Origin of the sequence: Micromonospora sp. NPDC004540 (assembly GCF_040610095.1) — a bacterium.
Lineage (GTDB): Bacteria > Actinomycetota > Actinomycetes > Mycobacteriales > Micromonosporaceae > Micromonospora.
In genome coordinates this window covers 1-20,315 of the sequence record NZ_JBEXLR010000017.1, presented here as the reverse complement: position 1 = coordinate 20,315, position 20,315 = coordinate 1, and the positions used below count along the sequence as shown (strand labels likewise).

Annotated in this window: 17 protein-coding genes; 5 read left to right on the top strand and 12 right to left on the bottom strand. The window is 74.0% G+C overall.

Annotated elements, in window-relative coordinates:
• Positions 1-61 precede the first annotated feature (61 nt).
• On the bottom strand, positions 62-814 hold the full coding sequence (locus ABZV78_RS08690; RefSeq protein ID WP_355636684.1) for a hypothetical protein: 753 nt from the start codon (positions 812-814) through the stop codon (positions 62-64).
• A gap of 53 nt (positions 815-867) precedes the next feature.
• Entirely contained in the window at positions 868-1,317 is a 450-nt protein-coding gene (locus tag ABZV78_RS08685) for an NUDIX domain-containing protein (protein WP_355636682.1), read from the bottom strand.
• Positions 1,318-1,431: 114 nt separating this feature from the next.
• Between ABZV78_RS08685 and ABZV78_RS08680 the strand changes: the two genes are divergently transcribed.
• On the top strand, positions 1,432-1,824 hold the full coding sequence (locus ABZV78_RS08680; RefSeq protein WP_355636680.1) for a CBS domain-containing protein: 393 nt from the start codon (positions 1,432-1,434) through the stop codon (positions 1,822-1,824).
• Positions 1,825-1,888: 64 nt separating this feature from the next.
• Here ABZV78_RS08680 and ABZV78_RS08675 read toward each other — a convergent pair whose 3' ends face one another.
• The 9 genes from ABZV78_RS08675 to ABZV78_RS08635 all read right to left on the bottom strand — a co-directional run bounded on the left by ABZV78_RS08675 (position 1,889) and on the right by ABZV78_RS08635 (position 15,242).
• The gene (locus ABZV78_RS08675; RefSeq protein WP_355636678.1) at positions 1,889-4,933 is read right to left on the bottom strand and encodes a malectin domain-containing carbohydrate-binding protein; all 3,045 of its coding nucleotides are present in this window, start codon (positions 4,931-4,933) and stop codon (positions 1,889-1,891) included.
• 217 nt (positions 4,934-5,150) lie between these two features.
• Positions 5,151-6,200 (bottom strand): glycosyl hydrolase, encoded by a 1,050-nt coding sequence (locus ABZV78_RS08670; protein ID WP_355636676.1) that lies wholly within the window; start codon positions 6,198-6,200, stop codon positions 5,151-5,153.
• Between the two features lie 145 nt (positions 6,201-6,345).
• Positions 6,346-7,278, bottom strand: a complete 933-nt coding sequence (locus ABZV78_RS08665) for a sulfotransferase (protein WP_355636674.1) — start codon at positions 7,276-7,278, stop codon at positions 6,346-6,348.
• 28 nt (positions 7,279-7,306) lie between these two features.
• The gene (locus ABZV78_RS08660; RefSeq protein WP_355636672.1) at positions 7,307-8,917 is read right to left on the bottom strand and encodes a polysaccharide biosynthesis C-terminal domain-containing protein; all 1,611 of its coding nucleotides are present in this window, start codon (positions 8,915-8,917) and stop codon (positions 7,307-7,309) included.
• Positions 8,887-9,750 (bottom strand): sulfotransferase, encoded by an 864-nt coding sequence (locus ABZV78_RS08655; RefSeq protein ID WP_355636670.1) that lies wholly within the window; start codon positions 9,748-9,750, stop codon positions 8,887-8,889. The genes ABZV78_RS08660 and ABZV78_RS08655 overlap by 31 nt, the downstream gene beginning before the upstream one ends.
• 17 nt (positions 9,751-9,767) lie before the next feature.
• Entirely contained in the window at positions 9,768-10,973 is a 1,206-nt protein-coding gene (locus ABZV78_RS08650; RefSeq protein ID WP_355636668.1) for a hypothetical protein, read from the bottom strand.
• The gene (locus tag ABZV78_RS08645; protein WP_355636666.1) at positions 10,973-12,460 is read right to left on the bottom strand and encodes an O-antigen ligase domain-containing protein; all 1,488 of its coding nucleotides are present in this window, start codon (positions 12,458-12,460) and stop codon (positions 10,973-10,975) included. The genes ABZV78_RS08650 and ABZV78_RS08645 overlap by 1 nt, the downstream gene beginning before the upstream one ends.
• Complete coding sequence (locus ABZV78_RS08640) at positions 12,457-13,458, bottom strand: DUF3048 domain-containing protein (protein ID WP_355636664.1); 1,002 nt, start codon at positions 13,456-13,458, stop codon at positions 12,457-12,459. Before ABZV78_RS08640 ends, ABZV78_RS08645 begins: the two co-directional genes overlap by 4 nt.
• Positions 13,455-15,242: a Wzz/FepE/Etk N-terminal domain-containing protein gene (locus ABZV78_RS08635; RefSeq protein WP_355636662.1), complete on the bottom strand. Its 1,788-nt coding sequence runs from the start codon at positions 15,240-15,242 to the stop codon at positions 13,455-13,457. Before ABZV78_RS08635 ends, ABZV78_RS08640 begins: the two co-directional genes overlap by 4 nt.
• A gap of 498 nt (positions 15,243-15,740) precedes the next feature.
• On the opposite strand from ABZV78_RS08635, the gene ABZV78_RS08630 reads away from it, so the two are divergent.
• Genes ABZV78_RS08630 through ABZV78_RS08615 form a run of 4 tightly spaced genes read left to right on the top strand, consistent with a single transcriptional unit; the run spans position 15,741 to position 18,677 of the window.
• Complete coding sequence (locus tag ABZV78_RS08630) at positions 15,741-16,214, top strand: UDP-N-acetylglucosamine--LPS N-acetylglucosamine transferase (protein ID WP_355636660.1); 474 nt, start codon at positions 15,741-15,743, stop codon at positions 16,212-16,214.
• 44 nt (positions 16,215-16,258) lie between these two features.
• Positions 16,259-16,792: a glycosyltransferase gene (locus ABZV78_RS08625; RefSeq protein ID WP_355636803.1), complete on the top strand. Its 534-nt coding sequence runs from the start codon at positions 16,259-16,261 to the stop codon at positions 16,790-16,792.
• On the top strand, positions 16,789-17,766 hold the full coding sequence (locus tag ABZV78_RS08620) for a sulfotransferase (RefSeq protein WP_355636658.1): 978 nt from the start codon (positions 16,789-16,791) through the stop codon (positions 17,764-17,766). Before ABZV78_RS08625 ends, ABZV78_RS08620 begins: the two co-directional genes overlap by 4 nt.
• The gene (locus ABZV78_RS08615; RefSeq protein WP_355636656.1) at positions 17,763-18,677 is read left to right on the top strand and encodes a glycosyltransferase family 2 protein; all 915 of its coding nucleotides are present in this window, start codon (positions 17,763-17,765) and stop codon (positions 18,675-18,677) included. Before ABZV78_RS08620 ends, ABZV78_RS08615 begins: the two co-directional genes overlap by 4 nt.
• A 58-nt stretch (positions 18,678-18,735) precedes the next feature.
• Here ABZV78_RS08615 and ABZV78_RS08610 read toward each other — a convergent pair whose 3' ends face one another.
• On the bottom strand, positions 18,736-20,088 hold the full coding sequence (locus ABZV78_RS08610; protein ID WP_355636654.1) for a hypothetical protein: 1,353 nt from the start codon (positions 20,086-20,088) through the stop codon (positions 18,736-18,738).
• Positions 20,089-20,315: the final 227 nt, after the last annotated feature.

The window sequence follows — 20,315 nt, the reverse complement described above, 5'->3', positions numbered from 1 at the left end:
ATCCTCTTCTCGACTCCGCTCCACCCGGGGAGGATATCGTCGCGCCGCCGCCGGCCGTGGTTCAGCCCGGCAGGGCGGCCAGGTTGGCCAGCATCTCCAGCCGTTCCTCGGCGGTGAGCACGGCCCACGGGCCGGCCGCCCGGCGGTCCGTCTCCTGCTCGATCGCGAGCCGTTCCGGCCCCGCGGGCAGCTCGGCCACGCTCACCGCGGTGTGCCCCGCCGCGGTCCACGCCGCCGCGTGCGCGTCCGCCCGGTGGTAGCGCAGGGTGCCCAGCCGGTTGAGCAGCAGCACCCCGGGCGAGGTGCCCTCCGGCTCGTGCGGCGGGGCCATGGTCGCGAGGGCGCCGGGCTCGGCCGACCCGACCGCGTGCGCCAGCACCCGGCCCAGCGCCGGAACCAGCCGGGCCACCCGATCGTCGTGCCCCGCCCACAGCTCCTCGGTCACCTCGGCGTGCACGCCGAACAGCTCGGCCAGGAAGGCGAGCCCGCGCTCCGTGGCGCAGAAGCCGCCGTCCGGGAAGCGCTGGATCATCCCGTACGCGACCTGCTTGTCCAGTGCCCGCTGGCAGGCGGCCGGGTCGCGGTAGCGGGTCACCGCCGCGAAGCCCGGTGCGTCCACCGTGCCGCCCGGCACCGCCAGCCGGGTGCGGAACTCCACCAGGAAGCCGGTGGCGGCCGGCCCGCCGTACCGGGAACTCAGCTCCGCGCCGCCACCGTCGCGGCCGGCGAGCATGCCGGCCACGAACGCCCGGTCGACCGCCGGGGCGACCAGCCCCGCGAACCGGTGCGGCGGCAGCTCGACGCCGTCGGCCACTACGGTGCGGAGCGTCGGAGGTCGCGGCGCGCCGCGACCCGGAACGGTCGCCGTCACAGGCCGATCGAACGGAGGGCGGCGAAGGCGTTCTCGGCGATCCGCCGGATCAGCCCGTCGTTGACGTCGCGGTGCTCGTCGAGCAGGTCGACGTCCTGTTCCGCCAGCCAGCGGAACTCGGTGTGCTTGCCCGCCTCCAGCCGGGGCCGGCTCAGGTCGCCGTCCACCCGGACCAGGAAGTCGGTCTCCACCCGGCTCAGCCCGTCGTCGCCGGTGTACCGGTATTCGCCGACCTGGCCGAGCACGTGCGAGACGGTCCACCCGGTCTCCTCGGTGACCTCCCGGCGCAGCGCGTCCTCCACCTCCTCGCCCGGTTCGAGGTGGCCGCCGACGATGTCCCAGCAGTTGGGGAAGAGACGCCGCTCGGGGGACCGGCGCTGGATGAAGATGCGGCCGTCGTCGTCCACGATCAGCGCGCCGGCGCAGCGGAGGGGCTCGGTGGGCACCTCACGACAGTAGCGATCCCGCGCCGTTCGTGGCGATGCCCGGTCTTGTCCCGTTCCGCATCGATGGCCCACCATGTCCGTACCGAGGCCGCCGTCCCACAGGGGTGATGCGTGATGCAGGTACGGGAAGCGATGTCCAGTGAGGTTCTCGTGGTCGGCCCGGAGCACACGCTCCGCCAGGCGGCCCGGATGATGTCGGCCCGCCGGATCGGGTCGGCGGTCGTGATCGACCCGGACTCCGAGGGAGTCGGGATCATGACCGAACGCGACGTGCTCAACGCGATCGGGGCCGGGCTCGACCCGGACGTCGAACGCACCGGAGCGCACCTGACCTGGGACGTGGTCTACGCGGGCCCGGACTGGACGGTGGAGGAGGCGGCCGCGGCGATGGCCCGCGGCGGCTTCCGGCACCTGGTGGTGCTCGACGGCCGGGAGGTGGCCGGGGTGATCTCGGTACGCGACCTGATGCGGGTCTGGGCGCGGGAGCACACGGCGCCCCGGGTCTGAACCCGGAAAGGGCGATGGCCCGGCCGATACCGGCCGGGCCATCGTCGTGTCGTACCGCCTCGGGTCAGGGCCCGACGAAGACCGCGGTGGCCCGCCAGTCCACGTTGTCGACGCCCGGGCCGCTGCGCACGGTGGCGGAGCCGGTCGGCGCGCCGGCCGACCACGCCATCGAGGAGAGGTTGCCGGTGGCCCGGGAGACCACGTAGAGGGTCTCGCCGTCCAGGAACAGGCCGCCCGCGTCGGCGAAGGCCGTGGTGCCGGTGACCGTGTTCCGCTCGGCGCCGACGGTGCCGGTGTCGGGCGCGAACCCGCGCCAGAACAGCGTGCTCTGGCCGGCCAGCGTGTAGTAGAGGCGGCCGCCGGTGTAGAACATGGCGGTCACGTTCGGCAGTTCGGCGGAGAAGTTGACCGTCATGCCCGCGTAGGTCTGGCCCTCCGGCGCGGAGCCGGTGACGACCAGGTCCCACTTGGCGTCGTGGTACGGGTCGAGCTTCTTCGGGGTGCCGAAGGCGCTGCCGTCGAACGAGCGCTTGTAGAGGTCGCCGTTGACGCCGTAGAACAGGTCACCGCCGACCCAGAACGCGCCCTTCACCGTGGACCACTTGGTGTTGTCCGGGTTGGCCACCGAGGACGCGTTGCCCACCCCGGTCGCGCCGTCGTACGACCGCTTGGTGACGCTGTCCACCGTGGTGGCCGGCGGCACCGGCGGGAGCTTGACGATCTCGATGCCCTGGACCAGCGGGTTCTCCAGGACCCGACCGAAGTCGATGTCGATGTTGCCGTCACTGGTCACCGCGAAGGCCCGCATGGTGCCCTTGTTGGTGGCCCCGATGGCGGCGATCGGGTCGAAGTCGTTCAGCTTGAGCACGCCGTCGACGCTGACGTCGAACTTCCGCTTGCCGGCCGTGGCGGTGCCCGAGTACCGGTTGGCCAGGTAGAGCCGCACCTGGACCGGGGTGCCCGCCGGGACCGGGAAGTTCCACTGCATGTCCGGCGCGGTCGACAGGTCCCAGCGCTCGCTGTTGAACAGCGTGGCGGGGGTGCCGGCCGGCACGGTCGCGTCGAACGCGGCGTTGGTGGTGTACGTCGAGACGTTGCTACCGGTGGTGTGGTAGGTGCTCGGCGCCGCCGCCGTGTCCGCGGCCCACGCCGGCCCGCTCGGCGCGGCCAGCTGGTCGCCACCGGCGTTCACCCGGTAGAGGACGTCCGCCGCGTCCGGCGTCGGCGCGGTCTTCACGATCTCGATGCCCTGGACGAGCGGGTTCTCCAGCACGCGGCCGAAGTCGATGTCGACCACGCCGTCGCTGACTACGGAGAAGGACCGCATGGTGCCGCGGTCGGTGCCGCCGGCGCTCGCCACCGGGTCGAAGTCGTTCAGCTTGAGCACGCCGTCGATGCTGACGTCGAACTTGCGCGCGCCGACCACGCCGGTCTTGCCGTAGCGGTTGGCCAGGTAGAGCCGCACGTCGATCCGGGTGCCCGCGGCGACCGGGATGTCCCACTGCATGTCCGGGGCGGTCGACTGGTCCCACCGCTCGGTGTTGAACAGGGTGGCCGGGGTGCTCGCCGGCACCGTGGCGTCGAACGTCGCGTTGGTCGTGTAGGTCGAGACGCTGTTGCCGGTGTTGTGGTACGGGCTGGGCGCCGTGGCGCTGTCGCCGGCCCAGTCCGGGCCGCCGTCGGTCGCCGGGATGGCCGGACCACCGGCGTTGACCCGGTAGAGGACCTCGCTCTGCGCCGCGCGGCCGGCCTGGTAGACGTTGCCGGGCAGGCCCTTGGTGCTGGTGGAGTGCGGGGCGTTGCCGCCGCTCAGCGGGAAGAAGGCGAGCCGCTTCCGCTGGTAGTCGAAGTTGCCGATGTACTCCTGGTCGCTGCCCAGCCAGAGGCCCTCCGGGGTCACCAGCATCTCGGTGACGCCGTAGCCGCGGGGGTGGCGGCCGGGGTTCCAGGACAGCGGCAGGCCGCTGGCCGGGTCGAGGGCCGCGATGCTGGCCCGCGGCACCGCGCCGGGGCCGGCCTTGTCGCGGGCCAGCGGGTTGTTCGACCAGCGGAAGTGACCGCCGACGTAGACGGCCTCCTCGCTGATGCCGGTGGAGAGGAAGGTGTCGCCGCCGCTGAAGTTGGTCCAGGTCGGCTGCTGGCCGGCGCCGGTCGCGTCGGTCTCCCAGCGGGCCGCCGAGTCGCAGAGCGTCCCCGGGTACGAGGCGCCGGTGGTCACCACGACGAAGTACTTGCCGCTCGGGGCGAACTGCACGTCGCGCACCCACGAGTCGAACGCGGTGTACTTGCAGGCCCCCGAGTAGCCGTCGGTGTTCCAGTCGGCGACGGTCGCCGCAGTGTCGCCCAGGTCGATCCGCACGATCTGGTCGTGGACGACGCCGTTGGCCTTCTTGAAGTTGCCGATGATCACGAGGTGCTTGCCGTCCGGCGAGACGGCCAGCTTCTCCACGCCGACGCCGGCCGAGGCGCCGCCGTTGGTGCTGGTCCAGTTGTGGTGCTCGGTCAGCGCCACGGTGAGGTAGTCGGTCACCGCGCCGGTGGTCGGGTTCAGCGAGGCCAGCCCGTTGCGGGTGGTCGTCGCGGTCACCGTGGTGAAGATGCCGCCCACCAGGAGCCGCCCGTCGACCAGGGCGATGTCGCTCACCGTGCCGTTGAACGCCGGGCCCTTGAAGCCGGCGACCGGCGTGCCGTCCGCGACGTTGAGCAGGGCGATCTTCCGGAAGTTGGTGCCGTTCACCTGGTTGAAGGTGCCGGCCAGGTAGACGGTGCCGGGAGTCGGCCCGGCGATGATCGCCGTCACCTCGCCGTCGAGCACCGGGGCGAAGGCCTCGTCGAGCTTGCCGGTCGCCTTGTCGAAGGCCAGCACGCCCTTCCGGGTGACCTCGGTGGTCGACGAGCCGCGGTTCTGCGCCTTGGTGAACGAGCCACCCACGATCACCTTGGTGCCGGCGTCGTAGACGGCCACGACGTTGCCGTCGTTGATGTTCGGCGTCTTGTCCGTCGGCACCTCGCTGACCAGCGTTGTGTGGTCGGGGGCGGGCGCGGCGAGCGCCGGCACGGGGGTGAAGAGGGTGGCGATGCCGAGCACGGCGGCGCCGAGGGCGGACACCGAGCGGTGTCTCAGTATCGAGGAAGCCACAGGCTACTCCGGGGGAAACGTCGGAGGCGCTGCGGTCGTGGCCGATGTCGGTGCGAGGTGGGGCGCCGCTCGGCCGACCGCAGACGAGAGAGCAATACCTTCTCGCATCCGGCCGTCGCCCGTCCACCCGGGATCGGCCTTTTTGACCGAGCAAACGCCCCAGGTCACACGAAAAGACGAGGGAAGATCATCGACCCGGTACGGAGGGTGGCGCCGAGGAGACGCTGAGATCCGGCGGCGGGGGGTTGAAGTACGGGTCGGTGGCCATCTCGCGGAACACCGCCTCGCTCTCCGGGTCGTTGCCGAAGGTGCTGTCGTACAACGGCTTCGTGGTCTGCCGGGCGGCGAAGTAGACGGCCGCCTTGATCTGCGGGTGCTTCTTCAGGTAGGGCCCGACCTCGCGCATCCAGTCGGCCCGCTGCCCCGGTCGGCCCTCCTGGGTGAGCCCGAACTCGCCGATCACCACCGGCCGCGGGTGCTTCTGGGCGAAGGCCATGAAGTGGTCCATCCGGTCGGTGAAGCTGTTCCACTCCGGGCCCGGGTAGACGTCGGCGCAGAGCCAGTCGACCTGGTCGTCGCCGGGATAGTAGGCGGCGGCGTCCCGGTCGGCCTCGGCGAAGCCGTCCGCGTGCGGGCACCACACCCAGGCCGCGTTGGTGACGCCGACCTCGGTGAAGATGGCCCGGACGTGCTTCCAGGCGGCGACGTAGTCCTCCGGGGAGTGCATGCTGGCGGCCAGGTTCGGCCGGTCCATCTCCCACCGGTAGCGCAGCAGCACCGGCACCCCGAACTCCTTGACGTCCGCGGCCCGCTGCCGGATCAGCGAGTCGTAGACGCCGCTGACCGTCGACCGGGTGTCGGTGCCCTGCCAGGAGATCATCTGGAGCTTCCCCTGGGACTGGAAGGCCCGCTCGGTGGCGCCCGGGAACGCCTCGTTCCACTCGTGGAACATGTGCGCGATGGTCAGCTCGCCGCCGGCCGCCCGGTTGAACTGGTCGAACGCGGCCGCCCGCCCGGTGGCGTTGTGGAACTGCGGCTTGACCCAGGCGCCCACCCAGGCGCCCTTCTCCGGCAGCTCCGGCCCGCGCCCGGTGGTCCGGACCGGGGCGGTCCGGGGCGTCACCGTGGGCGGGGGCGGCGCCGCCGCCGTCGTGCCACCCTTCGGCCCGTCGGTCGAGCCGAAGTCACAGGCCGTCAGCGTCGGAACGAGACAGGCCAGGGCGAACACGGCCGCCATCGTCCGTCGTAACCGTCGTACCACCGCAACCTCTCCCCAGGATGGTCGCCGGCCCCACGGTCGTCGGCCCCGGCGGCCCCGCGTCAGCGGGGCGGCGCGCCGGGACGGGCGGGCGACCCCTGGCACTCTACCGGCGCGACGGCCCTCACACGGTGTAGCCGAGCTCCCTGAGCAGCGGCCCAGCCTCGGCGAGCACGTCGGCGAGGTCCTGTTCGGCCAGTCGCTGCCGCCAGCGACCGACCGAGTTCGGCCGTGCCTTGGCGAACCGGGCGTGCAGCGCCTCCCGCCCCGCCGGGTCGCCGACCTCCAGGAAGTCGGCGACCACCTCGGCCGCCTCGGCCGGGCGGCTCACGATGTCCTCGTAGCGGAGGTGCCGGACCCGCTCCGCCGGCAGGTCGGCGAGTTGGGCCAGCGCGCTGCTGGTGAAGCGGCGCCACATCCAGGCCGAGCGACCCAGGTCGGAGACCCGGCTGAACTCCTCGCGCCGCTCCGGCTCCACCCAGAACCGGGGCGCGGCGCCCCACGGCGTGCCGCCCCGGCCGCTCCGGCCGGTGCCCGTCGAGGCGGCGTTCAGCCACGGCTGCTCCGCGTGCGACACCGCCACGTCCCGGCCGTCCCGGTAGACGTGCAGGAAGACCGCGTCCGGGAAGACCTCGGTCAGGAACGGCACGATGAAGCAGTTCTCCGGGTCCTTCTCGGCGAACCGCAGCCCGCCGTGGCCGGAGGCGGCGAGCAGCGCGCCGTAGTAGCCGCGGAAGTAGCGGGCCGCCCGCTGCGGGGTCCAGCTCCCCTCGTACACGCAGCGGGCCACGGCCTTGGTGAGCCGGGGCTCGAAGTGGTAGGAGACGTCCGGCAGGGCGCCCACGCAGCTGCCCAGGAACGTGGTGCCGGAGCGGGGCGCGCCGAGGATGAAGATCGGCCGCTCGACCTTCAGGCTGAGCCTGCGGTTGGCGGCCTCCACCGGCCGCTCCAGCTCCCGGCGTTCCTTCCGGTCGGCCAGCAGACCGACGGCGGCGAGCTTCGCGGCCTTCACGGTCGACAGGCCGGAGTGCGGGGAGAGGGGCGTGCTGCTGGTCATCGGGGTCCCATCGGTACGCAGGAACGGGTCAGGACTGGGCGGCCGGGTTCGCGCCGGCGCGGTTGCGGCCCCGCCGCAGCGCGCGCAGCGCGTCGAGGTGCAGGGTGGTCCGCCAGCGCCAGGCGCCGGCCAGGTACGCCGCCGCGCCGCCGGCCGCCACCAGGGCGAGCACCGGCACCGGGGCGTCGAGCAGGCGGGCCGCCCCGAGCGGCAGGCCGAACGCGGCGACGGCCAGCGCCATCGCGGCCCGGGTGCCGGCCCCGAACGGGTGCAGCCGCATCGACCACCAGAGCTGGGCCAGCGGCACCAGGTTGGTGACCAGGATGGAGACGGTCCAGGCCAGGGCGGCGCCGAGGATGCCGTAGCGCGGGATGAGCAGGAGGTTGGCCGCCACGTTGAGCACCGTGCCGGCCATCGCGTTGTAGAAGGTCCAGGCGGTCCGGCCGGCCATGTTCAGCACCATGTCGACCATGCCGCAGCCGGTGGCCACCAGCATGGTCAGCGCGAGCAGCACGACCACCCGGCGACCGCCGCCGTAGCCGGAGCCGAACAGCGCCAGCATCGGCGTGGCGAACGCCGCGAAGATCAGGTAGGCCGGCCAGGAGAGCAGCACCAGCCACCCGGTGGCGGCCTGGTAGAGCTGCCGCGCCTCGGCCCGGTCGTCGCGGGCGAAGGCGGCGGCCAGCCGGTGCTGCACCGAGCTGGAGAGCGCGACGCTGGAGAGCTGGCCGAGCGCCAGGAACCGGGTCGCCGCCGTGTAGATCGCCGCGTCGGCCGGCCCGCGCAGGGCGCTGAGCAGCACGATGTCCAGGCGCTGCACCACGATCGCGGCCAGGCTGCTGACCGCGCGGGGCCCGGTGAACCGCCAGAACGGCCCGACCAGCTCGCCCGCCGGCACCGGCCGGGTCACGTGCCGGCCGGCCCGGCGGACCAGTCGGCCCAGCCAGGCCAGCGCGACCGCCGCGGCGAGCAGGTAGGGCACCACCCAGGCCAGCGGTAGCGCGACGGTGGCGGAGAGTCCGAGCCAGGCGGCCACCGCCACGGCCAGGAACTGCACCAGGGTGCGGCCGAGCCGTTCCACGGTGAGCAGCGGCCGCATCTGGCCGAAGCCGCGGCAGGCGGCGAGCGCGTAGTCGTTCAGCGCGGCCAGCGGCACGAAGGCCAGCAGGATGCGCAGCGCGGTCACCCCGCCCGGGCCGGCCTCCGGCATGGTCGCCTCGGCCAGCGCCGGGGCGGCCAGCCAGCCGGCCAGGCCGAGCAGCGCGCCGACCGCCAGCACCGGCAGCAGCCCGGCCAGGATCGTGCCGCGGATCCGGTCCCGCTGGTCGAGGGTCCGGTGCCGGCTGACGAAGTAGACGGTCCCCACGTCGGTCCCGAGCCGGGCCGCCGAGGCGGCGATCATGAAGGCGCTGGTGGCCGCGAAGAACATGCCGGCCTCGCGGACCGACCAGCCCCGCGCGATGACGATGTTCAGCCCGAAGCCGGCCACCGCGGCCAGGCCCACCCCGACCAGGTTGGCGAAGCCCTGCCGCGCCGCGCCGCCCAGGCCCGCGCCGGGCCCGCCGGCCGGTGCGGTGAGCGTCGGGGTGCCGCCGGCGTCCGCCCGGGTCACCGCCGCCACGACGGCACGCGTCCCCACCAGGTGGCCAGCCGCTCGTCGTACGGGGCGAAGTGGTCCTCCAGCCGGGCCCGCAGCTCGGGCGACATCGGCGAGCGGGACCGCGAGTTGTGCTTGCCGAAGGCGATGTCCGCCCACCGGGGCAGGCCGAGGAAGTCGCAGACCGCGTCGAAGGAGGGCCGCGGGTCGGCGAAGAAGTCGTCGCTGTCGATCACGTGCAGCCGGTCGCGGCCGACCAGCGCCTCCAGCCGCTCCACCTGCTCGATGTACCGCCCCCGGGCCAGGTACGCGTTGTGCTGCAGGTGGTGGCTGGCGTACGTCGGGTCGGCGGTCATCCGCTCCCGCTCGCCCGCCGTCCGCTCCTCCTCCAGCGCCAGCGCCCGCTCGAAGTCCGGCTCCGTCTCGTAGCCCCGGGCCAGCTCGTGCGAGTGCGCCGAGTATGCCCGCTCCACCGGGTCGCGGAGCAGCACCAGCAGCTTCACCCCGGGCAGGTCCCTGGCGATCCGCCGCCCGGCCAGCGGGTGGAACATGTAGTAAGGGCTCGACTCGCCGGTGATCCCGCGGACGCCGACCTGCTCCTTCACCGCCTCCGCCTTCGCGGTGGTGGGAAAGTGCCCGAGGTACCAGTTCATCCCCCGGCGGTAGTCCATGTCGAAGTAGTGCACGCCCTTGTGGTAGGCGGGCGGCAGCACCCCGGGGTGCTGGGAGAGCGTCTTGAACAGCGAGGTGGTGCCGCAGCGCTGCGCCCCCACGATCAGGAATCCCGGCACCATCCGCGACCCGGCGGTCAACCGACCGACCGTCCGGCTCACCGACTTCACCGCGCGGAGCGCCTGCTCCTTGGCCACCGTCACGTCCCCACTCCTCACTTTCACCCGGCCCGACGGGCCAGGTGCTCCTCCACGGCGGGCAGCAGCCAGGCGTCGACGTGCCCCAGTCGCGCACCCGCCTCCGCCTGCCGGTCCCGCAGATAGCGTGCCGCCAGCTCCACCAGGTAGAGCACGGCGACCAGGTCGGCGCTCCGGCCCTCGGAGTCGAACGGCGCGAGCGTGCGGTCCGCCCCGGCGATCAGTGCCCGCGCGGCCTCGGTCGGCTCCACCCCGTCGTTGCCGATGGCGGTCTGCACCGCCCGGTGCAGCGCGTCGTAGCCGACCGGCACGTCCGCCTCGAACCGCTCCCAGTCCCAGACCAGCACCCGGCCGTCGGCCAGCACCGCGGCGTTGCCGCCGTTCCAGTCGCCGTGCCAGGTGCCGAAGGCCACCGTCGGGTCCACGTCCGCGACCGTCTTGAGCACCGCGCGCAGCCGCCCGGCCTCCGGTCGCGCGCCGAGCGCGTCCACCGCGTGGGCCAGCCGGGCCGCGTGTTCGCTCCCCGCCCACGACCGCCGGCGTACGCCGAGACAGCCGGCGACCGCCACCATGGCCGCCCGCTCGGCCACCCCGGCGGCGGCCGGGGTGGCCCGGGGCAGCCGCACCGGCAGCGCCTCCTGCACCAGCAGCGCGTGCCCGTGCCAGTCGCCGTGGTGGCGTACCCCGGCCACGGTGACCGGGCCGAGCGGCAGGTCGGCCAGCCGGCGCAGCGCGGCGGCCTCCACGTCGACCAGGGCGCGGGTCAGCGGGTCGACGCCGAGCTTGGCGTAGCCGAGGGCCCGGCCGTCCGGGGCGAGCAGTTGCAGCACCGGCTTGCGGTTCGCCCGGGCCGGCCCGATGTGCAGGCTGACCAGCGCAGGCTCGCCCAGCACCTCGGCCAGGTACGCGTCCAGCCCGCCGCCGGTCACCACCAGGCGGTCGCGGAAGACCAGCGGCCCCAGCCCGAGCCGGAACGCGGTGGCCAGCCCCTGCCGGACCAGCCTGGCCTTGCGGCCGACCGCCTCGGTCGAGTGCCGGACCGCGCTCGCCGCGGCCCGGCCGGAGCCGGTGGGCACCAGCAGCCGGGGGCGGGACGCCGAGGGCACCACCACCCAGCCACCGCCCCCCTTGCGCAGGGCGGGTTCGGCCGGCTCGGGCCAGATCAGCCCGGCCAGCTCACCGAGGTAGGCCGAGCGGCCGTCGCCGTCCGGAGGTACGCGGAACACCATCAGTGATTACCGGCTGCTTCCAGTCGGGCCCGCAGCCCGGCCACGGTGCCCTGAGGTGGCGCCGGCGCGAGCGCCCGGCGGAGCCGGTCGTTGCGGGCGAGCAGGGCGACCGAGATCAGGCCGTAGGCGAGGGTGGCTTCCAGTGCCCCGTAGGTGAACTGGAAGAAGAGCATGAGGATGAGCACGAGACTGCCGGCGATCCCGATGGCGCTGTGGTCGCGCCGGTAGCGCCAGAGGCAGAAGAGGAAGAAGCCGTTGTAGGCGATGGCGCCGACGTAGCCCTGGCCGACCAGCAGCGCCCAGAGCTGGCCGTTGCTGCCCAGCTCCCGGTTGCCGCACTGCTTGCAGTCGTCGGACTTGCCGATGGCGATCGACCGGTTGCTGCCGATCAACGCCCGGTTGCCGCCGTAGCCGAGCACCGGCGAGTGGTTGGCCGCGGCGACCGCGCCCTCGGAGAGGGTGGTGCGGATGTCGTCGCTGTGCCCGTTCTGCAATCGCTCGTCGAAGGTGCGGCTCAGGGGTGTGGCGACGATCAGCACCCCGATCAGCCCGATCGCCAGGGCGAGCCCGCCGAGCACCACCATCCGGCCGCGCAGGGCGAGCCGGACCGCCACGTAGACCGCGGAGATGCCGAGGCCGATCCAGAGGCCGCGGTTGAGCGAGTAGATGATCGGGAAGATCGCGGCCAGCGCGATCGCCACGCCGGCCACCCGGCGCAGCGGCTTGCCCAGCACCACCCAGCCGACGATCAGCCAGATGAGCAGGATCGCCGTGTTCTCGCCCCACGAGTTCGTGTAGGCGAACGGCGCGGACGGCCGCGGCGAGCTGGCCTCGCCCTCCAGCACCTGCTGGACCTGGGCGAACTTGACGTCCATCAGCGAGGCGACGAAGGGCTGGCTGGCGATCGAGTGCGGCAGGATGAACCGGAGCGGCGCGATGAACCCGAAGGTCGGGAAGAGCGAGCCGAGCCAGCCGCCGATCACCACGACCACGCCCATGAACCCGAAGAGCCGGACCATGCGGCGCCGGGACAGCTCCCGCTCGCTGAGGTTGTAGACGTAGAGCATGACCACGGTCATGGCGACGTAGTTGGCCAGCCGGATGGCCCAGCCGATGTACCGGCCGCCGCCGCCCGGCGGAAGGGTGTTGGGCGCGGTGAGGCCGAGCATCGCGGCGGAGAGGACCACCCAGAGCAGCAGCAGCAGCCAGATCCCGAAGCCGGGCGGCACCCGGACCGGGCTCCGGCGGCGCAACTGCACCAGCATCGGCAGCGCGAAGATGACGAAGACGAAGCTGGACACCCCGAGCGCCCACCACAGCGGGTAGAGCACGAAGAGCGCGATCAGCGGCCACGCCGTGGGCAACCGCAGTGACCAGCCCTTCGGCCGCACCACGACCGGCGCGAGCCGGGTCCCGGCGGGCGGCGGGACCGCCGCGCCGAACGGGGCCGACCCGCGCGCCGGGCGGGGCGGGGTGACGGTGCTCATTTCACGCTGACCTTGGCGGTGGTCGGCGCGTAGATGACCCAGGCGTTGCCGGGCTGCGGGTGCATGAGGTCGCCGCCGTTGTCGGCGATGGTGCAGACCATCCCCAGGCCCGGCTTGCGCCACCGGCCCTTCGCGCTGGTCGGCCCGGAGACCGCGACCACCGCGCCCTCGCCGAAGACGTTCGCGGACGGCAGCGACCGCGGCGACGGGTTCCGCACGTCGAGCGTGCGGTATTCCATGGTCAGCACGATCACCGAGGCGGCGGTCACCGTGGCGGTGCCCACCTTGCCCACCCACAGCGACTTCTGCTGGTCGTACCGCCAGACCATCGGCGGGCCGCCGGAGACGCCGACCGACAGTTCGGTGGCCGGGACGAGGTCCCGCCCGGCCAGCGCGGCGCCGTCGGTGGCGTGGTCGAGGGCCGGCGTGGGCGGCTGGCCGCCCTTCGGGGCGGCCTTGAGCAGCGCGGCCGTCGAGGTGTAGCCGTCGTCGATGGCGTCGCCGTCGTCGGGGGTGACCCCGGCCAGCCCGGACTTCTCGAACTGGGTGAGGAAGCCGGTGGGGCCGCCGGCGTAGCCGACGAACGGACGCAGCACGGCGACCGACCGGATGTCGACCGGGCGGATCTCGGTGACCGGGCCGACCTTGGCGGCGTCGCGGGACTGGAACACCGCGGTCAGGTGCAGCGTGTCGGACTCGGCGAACTCGGCGTAGACCAGGTCAGCCGCGTCCAGCCCGGCCGGGGTGGTCGACGGGCCGACCCGCAGCGGCACGGCGACCGCCTGCCGGCCGGCCAGCGGCGCCGCGCTCACCGGCGCGCCGGTCAGCGGGCCGGCCGGCAGGCTCGGGGTCGGGCTCGGCGCGGGCGTCGCCGGGGCGTTGCCCGGGTCGACCACGTCGACGCTGCCCGTGCTGGACTGGGGCTCGCTGCACGCCGTGCCGAGGCCGACGAGGAGGGCCGGGGCGAGGGCGGAGCGGAGCATCTGCCGGCGGTTCACCCCAGGTCCTCGCCCGAGTCGAGGGCGTAGCTGCGGCCGTCGCCGTCGCCCCGGGACCGGTAGGTGCCACCGCTGCCGTTGACCGGCATCGGCTTGCCCGGCACCGGCGGCTTGACCGACGCCTTGCCCGGTGCGGGCGGCTTCGCCGTCCCGGCGGAGGCGCCGGACTCGGACGGGTGCATCCGCGGCAGCACCATGGTGGACTCGGCGGACTGGCCGGGGCCCGGCCGGGGCTTGGGCCGGTTGGCCGGGGCCGCCGGGCGGTTGGTGGCGGGGGCCGGGGCGGGCAGGCGCGGGGCCAGCACGGCGCCGATCACCGGGGCGTTGACCTGCTCGAACTGCTGGAGCGCGGCGGTGATCTCGCCGCTGCGGGTCCGCCCGGTCTCGGCCACCACGATCACCGCGTCGACGTGCCGGCCCAGCGCCTGGGCCTCCACGGCGAGGGTCGGCTGGGCGGTCTCGATCAGCACGTGGTCGAAGCGCGCGGACAGCTCGTGCAGGATCTCCAGCAGGCCGGACACCGGCAGCTCGATCTCGGCGTCCAGGTCGCCCGGGACGAGCACCCGGAGCTGGCCGAGACCCGGCAGCGGGGCCAGCGCCTTGAGCGCCGGCACGTCGCGGCGGAGCACCGAGGCGAGGCTGTGCCGCCCCTCGGCCACGCCGGTGATGCTGCTCAGCGCTGAGTCGGGCTTGGTGGTGATCAGCGCGACCTGCTGGCCGGTGCGGGCGTACGCCGCGGCCAGGTTGGCCGCCACGAACCCGGCGGCGGAGCCGGCCGAGCCGTCGCAGAGCAGCAGTTGACGCCCGCGACCGGCCTGCGCCGGCTCGGGCACCGCGGAGAGCAGCACGTTGCGCAGCCGGCCCAGCTCGCGGGAGATCTTGTGGGTGGCCGGCAGCACGGCCAGCGAGGGGGTACGCGCCGGCAGCTCCAGCAGCAGCGGCAGGCCGACCCGGTCGGAGATGTCCCGCCCGCGGCGGATGCGGGTGTCGAGCCGGTCCAGCACCAGCGCCAGCACGATGCCGAGCAGCAGGCCGGCGCCCATGCCGCTGGCCAGGTTCAAGGTCCGGTTCGGCGAGCTGGGGCTCTCCGGCAGCCGGGCGTCCGAGATGATCTCGCCCGGATCGCTCTCGGCGGAGAGCAGCGGGCTGAGCCGGTTGTTCAGCGACGTGAGCTGGTTGGTCAGCACGTTGCGGTCGGCCTCGGCACGCTCCCGCTCGGGGCTGTTGGCCGGCGCCGCGGCGATCCGCCCGGCGACCGCGCTGAGCTGCTTGTTGACGTCGGCGATCTGCTGCTTGAGCGCGGTGGTCTCGTTCTCCAGCGCCTTCTGCGCGGTGGCCTTGCGCAGGTCGAGGTAGGCCTGCGCGAAGGCGTGCGACCCGGACTGCGCCTGGGCGGGGCTGTCGGCCTCGTAGGCCACCTGGAGGATCTGGCTGTTCGGCGGGACGGTGACGGTCACCGACTTCACCAGCTGGTCGGACCCGGTGCCGACCTTCATGAGGCCCTTGGCCCGCTCGGCCACGACCAGCGAACGGACCACCTGCGCCTCGGTGTCGAGGTTCACCTTGGCGTTGGGGTTGCTCTCCGCGCCGGCGCTGAGCGGGCGGACCAGCAGCGAGGTGCTCGACGTGTAGCGCGCGTGCTGCAGCTGGCTCACCGCCAGGCCGCCGGCCAGGCCGAGGACCGCGGCGAGGAGCAGGATCCACCAACGGCGGCGCAGCCAGCCCAGGTAGGCCATGAGGGCAAGACCGTCGGAGTCGCTCTCGGCCAAACGGGGTGAGGGCATCAGAGTCTGTCGCTCCCTTTCGACCGAGCCGGGCAGTCCACGGCACAGCTGGACCTGACCGTGACCTTGAGTGTCCCCGATCCGAACGATGAGGGAAAGTCTGCTCCCGTTCCGGTAAGCCTGCCCACGTGTAGGCAGCCCGCGTAGATATGGCCGATCGGCGCTGGCCATTCGGCGGGTTTCCCGGCGTGGGGCCCGACCTGCCCCCGGGATCGACGTCGCCGTCGATCCTCGTGCGGAGCGGTGACGAGATCCTGACACATGACCCCCGGTGCGGTCGGCCCGGCCCGTCATGCCGCTCGTACCCCGGCTGACCTCGGCTGTCGCGCGCCCGGCTGGATCCCGGTGACGGGATTCCCGGGTGATCCGACCCGTGGGCGGGATCCATCCAACGGCCCCCTTCAGTTGTCCACCCCCGCGCCAGTAGGTTGTCATGACGCGCCCGACGGTCACTCACGAAAATCCGGGCGCGGTCGCGGCGTACGGGAGGGACGTTCTGTGAGCGGGTCAATCGATGGCTCGGGTGAGGTCCTGCTGGTCGGCTCCAGTGGTGGGCATCTCGCCCAGCTCCTGGCGCTGGAGCCGTGGTACCAGGGGCGCCGTCGGGCGTGGGTCACCTTCGACACCCCGGACGCCCGCTCGCTGCTCGCCGGCGAGGACGTGGTCTGGGCCCACCACCCCACCACGCGCAACGTCCGCAACCTGGTCCGCAACGCCTTCCTCGCGCTGAAGGTCATCCGCCGGCGCCGGGTCGACGCCGTGGTCACCACCGGCGCCGGGGTCGCCCTGCCGTTCGTGGTCGCCGCCCGGCTGCGCCGGATCCCGACGGTCTACATCGAGGTCTACGACCGCATCGACAGCGCGACCCTGACCGCCCGGCTCTGCCGCCCCTTCCTCTCCGCGATGCTCGTGCAGTGGGAGGAGCAGCGCCGCATGTACCCGGAGGCGACCGTCGTGGGGAACCTGCTGTGAGCGTTGAGTTGCCCCGGCAGCGCGACGGCCGGCGGGCGCCGTTCGTGCTGGTCGTCGTCGGCACCGACGTGCACCGGTTCGACCGGCTGGTGGGCTGGCTGGAGCGCTGGCACGCCGACCGGCCCGGCGTCCGGCTCGTCCTGCAGTACGGCCACAGCCGCACCCCGGCGCTGCCCGAGGCCACCCCGTTCCTCGGCCACGAGGAGCTCCAGCGGGCGATGGCCGAGGCCACCCTCGTGGTGAGCCACGGCGGCCCGGCCACCATCACCGAGGCCCGGCGCACCGGCCACCTGCCGATCGTGGTGCCCCGCGACCCGATCCACGACGAGCACGTCGACAACCACCAGCAGCTCTTCGCCCGGCGACTGGGCGCGGCCGGCATGGTCCGGCTCTGCGAGTCCGAGGCCGAACTGGTCGGCGCCCTCGACGAGGGGCTGGCCGACCCGGCCCGGTTCGTCCTCGCCGCCGACCCGGGCCGGCCCGATCCGCGCGCCGAGGCGGTGGCCCGGGTCGGCGCGGTGATCGACAACCTGGTGGCCCGCCGGGTCCGCCAGCGCGCTGGCGGGCGGCGCGGGTGAGCGCCGCGGAGCCGGCCGAGCCCCGCGTCCTCTTCGTCGGCGGCCTGGGCCGCAGCGGCTCCACCCTGCTTGAGCTGCTGCTGGCGCAGAGTGCCGACGTGTGCGCGGTCGGTGAGGTGGTGCACCTCTGGGAGCGGGCGCTCGGCGCCGACGAGCGGTGCGGCTGCGGCGAACGCTTCACCGCCTGCCCGTTCTGGCAGCAGGTGGGCGAGCAGGCCTTCGGCGGCTGGTCCGCCGTCGACCGGGACGACGTGCTGGCGCTCAAGGACCGGGTCGACCGCACCCGGCACATCCCCCGGCTGGCGAAGAACTCGCTCTCCGCGGAACAGCTCGCCGACGTCCGCCGCTACGCCGACCTCTACACCCGCATCTACCGGGCCGCCCTGGCGGCGACCGGCGCCCGGGTGGTGGTCGACTCCAGCAAGCACGCCTCGCTCGCCTTCGCGCTGCGCTGGGCCGAGGGGCTCGACCTGCGGGTGCTGCACCTGGTCCGGGACAGCCGGGCGGTGGCCTACTCCTGGGGCAAGCAGGTGCGCCGGCCCGAGGTGGTCGACGGCGAGGACTTCATGCCGACCTTCTCGCCGTTCGAGGTGAGCAAGCTGTGGACCGCGCAGAACGCCGCGTTCCACCTGCTCGCCACCCGGGCGCAGGTGCTCCGGCTGCGCTACGAGGACTTCACCGCCGACCCGGCCGGCACGGTCCGCCGGCTGCGCGAGTTCGCCGACCTGCCGGACGACCCGGAGGCGCTGCGCGTCCTCACCGATCCTCCCGCCGCCCCCTTCCGGGCGCACAGCATCGCCGGCAACCCGCTGCGGTTCAGTGGTGGGCCGTTGACCGTGCGGCGCGACGAGGCGTGGCGGAGCCGCCTGCCGCGCCGCAGCCGGGCCGTGGTCAGCCTGGCCACGCTCCCCTTCCGAGTCCGCTACGGCTACCTGGGCCAGCGGGGATCCGACGAGTCCGTGGAGAAAGCATGAGTGGGCCGAGCATCTCGGTCGTCGTACCGACGCGGGACCGTCCGGAGCTGCTGCGCGCGGCGCTCGACGCGATCCTCAGCCAGGCGCACCCCGGCCTGATCGAGGCCGTCGTGGTCTACGACCAGTCCGAGCCGGACCGGTCGCTGGAGCTGGACCGGGGCGACCGGCGGGTCCGGGTCATCACCAACACCCGCAGCCCGGGGCTGGCCGGGGCGCGCAACACCGGCATCGAGGCGGCCACCGGCGACCTGGTCGCGTTCTGCGACGACGACGACGAGTGGCTGCCGGGCAAGCTCGCCGCCCAGCTCGGCGCGCTCGACGTGCACCCGGACGGCGCGCTGGTCAGCTGCGGCATCCGGGTCAGCTACGACGACCGCACGGTGGACCGCTCGCTGGACCGGTCCCGGGTGTCGCTGGAGGCGCTGCTCCGCGACCGGCTCACCGAGCTGCACCCGTCCACGTTCCTCATCCGCCGGGCCGCCCTGCTCGACGCGATCGGGCTGGTCGACGAGCAGATCCCGGGCAGCTACGCGGAGGACTACGAGTTCCTGCTCCGGGCCGCCCGGTACGCCCCGCTGGTCAACGTGGAGAGCCCGTACGTGCTGGTCCGCTGGCACAAGCGGTCCTACTTCGCGCAGCGCTGGGAGACCATCTCGACCGCGTTGCAGTGGCTGCTGCGCCGCTACCCCGAGTTCGCCACGGTGCCGCACGGCGAGGCCCGGGTGGCCGGGCAGATCGCCTTCGCCCAGGCGGCCATGGGCAACCGGCGGGACGCGGTGCGCTGGGCCCGGCGCACCCTGGCCCGCAACCCGCGGGAGCCGCGCGCCTACCTGGCGCTGGCCGTGGCGAGCCGCGCCGTGCAGGCCGACCGGGTGCTGCGCACGCTGCACAAGCGCGGCCGGGGCATCTGAGCCGTACGCGCGACGGGCGGGCGACCAGCCGGTCGCCCGCCCGTCTCCGTGCGTGGGGTCAGGCCACGCAGAAGGACTTCCACGCCTGGATGCTCGGCTGGTCGAGCAGCCGGAAGTCGCCCTGGCTGACCACCTGGTTGTAGTAGGCCACGAACTCCGGCCGCTGGCCGTTGAGGAAGCCGGTCATCGAGCGGATCCAGGTCGCCCGGCCGCTGCCGGAGTCGCCCGGCACCAGGTCACTGCCGGTCTCGGCGACGCCCCACGGCTTGCCCAGCGCCTTGGACTTGCTGATCATCTCGCCGTAGATCTCCTGCGGCGAGGCGTACCGCTTCCACTTGGCGCCCCAGTTGTAGCAGTCCCACCCGAGCGTCTCGATCACGTCGCCGCCGGGGTAGAAGGCGTCGAAGCTGCGCCCGGACTTGGGGTCGAGCGTCCAGCACATCAGGATCAGCGTGTTGATCAGCTTGGGGTTGTTCGCCCGGTTCGCCAGCCCGGCGACCCGCTTCCAGGCCGTCCGGTACGCCGCCGTGGTGAAGGCGCCGCGCTCGACGTCGTCCTCCGGCTCGTGGAAGTACGACCAGTACACGTTGTGCTCGCGCGGGATCGAGGCGAACCACGAGGCGAGCCGGGAGTCGTGCTTGCCGGAGTTGATCTCCTGCGGGGAGGCCTTGAAGGAGACCACCACGGTCCGGTCCACCACGTCGGCCCGGCTGCCGTTCCACGCCGGCGGGAGTCCGGGGAAGAAGACCCGGGCCATCCGCAGCTTGCCGAAGGTCCGGTCGGAGCGGCTCAGTGCCTGGCCGAAGGTCTCCCCGTTCTGCACGCCGATCGACGCGCCGGGGAGGGTCAGCCGGGTGCCGGCGAAGCCCGGGACGGAGCCGGCGGAGGTCGACGGCGACACGGCCGGCTTGCCGCCGAGGCCCTGTTCGGCGCTCGGGGTCGCGGCGCCGGGCGAGGCCGCGCCGCTCGGGCCGGCCGACAGCGCCGGCCCGCCGGTCGGCGTCGCCTCGCCGGCCTGCCGGGTCTCGTCGGGACGGAGGGCCGCCACGGCGACACCGCCGCCCGCGACGGCGAGCACGAGGGCCGTGGCGACGGCGATCCGCCAGCGCCGCGGGGAACCACCGGGCGGCGTCGGGGTCGGCGCGACCGGCGGAGGCGGCGGCTGATCGGCGCCACCGGCGCCGGGCCGGGTACGCGGCTCGATCCGCACCCCCTCCGGCGGCGGCCCGGGCAGGGTGGCGGTGGCGGCCGTGCCCCCGGCCCAGCCGGCCTCCGGGCCGGGACCGGCCGGCGGCCCCCAGCCACCGTGACCGGCCGGTCCGCCCTGCGGCGTCCAGTCGGCGTCCCCGCCGTGCGGCGCCCACCCGGCGTCCCCGGCCGGGGCCGTCCGGTCGTCGGGTCCGCCGTGCACGGTCCAGTCGGCGTTCCCGCCGGGCGATGCCCAGTCGCTGTCCGCGCTCTGTGGCGCCCAGCCGGCGGCCGCGGCCTCCGGCGCCCGGTCGGCGTCGGGGTGCCCGGCCGGGCCGGCCTGGCGCGGCGGCCTCGCTGGAGCTGATCCGGATCGCCGGTTCGGTCAGCGCCGCCACCGCGCTCGCCGCCGCGGTCGCCAGCGCGCTCGGCCGGCCCCTGCTCGCCGCG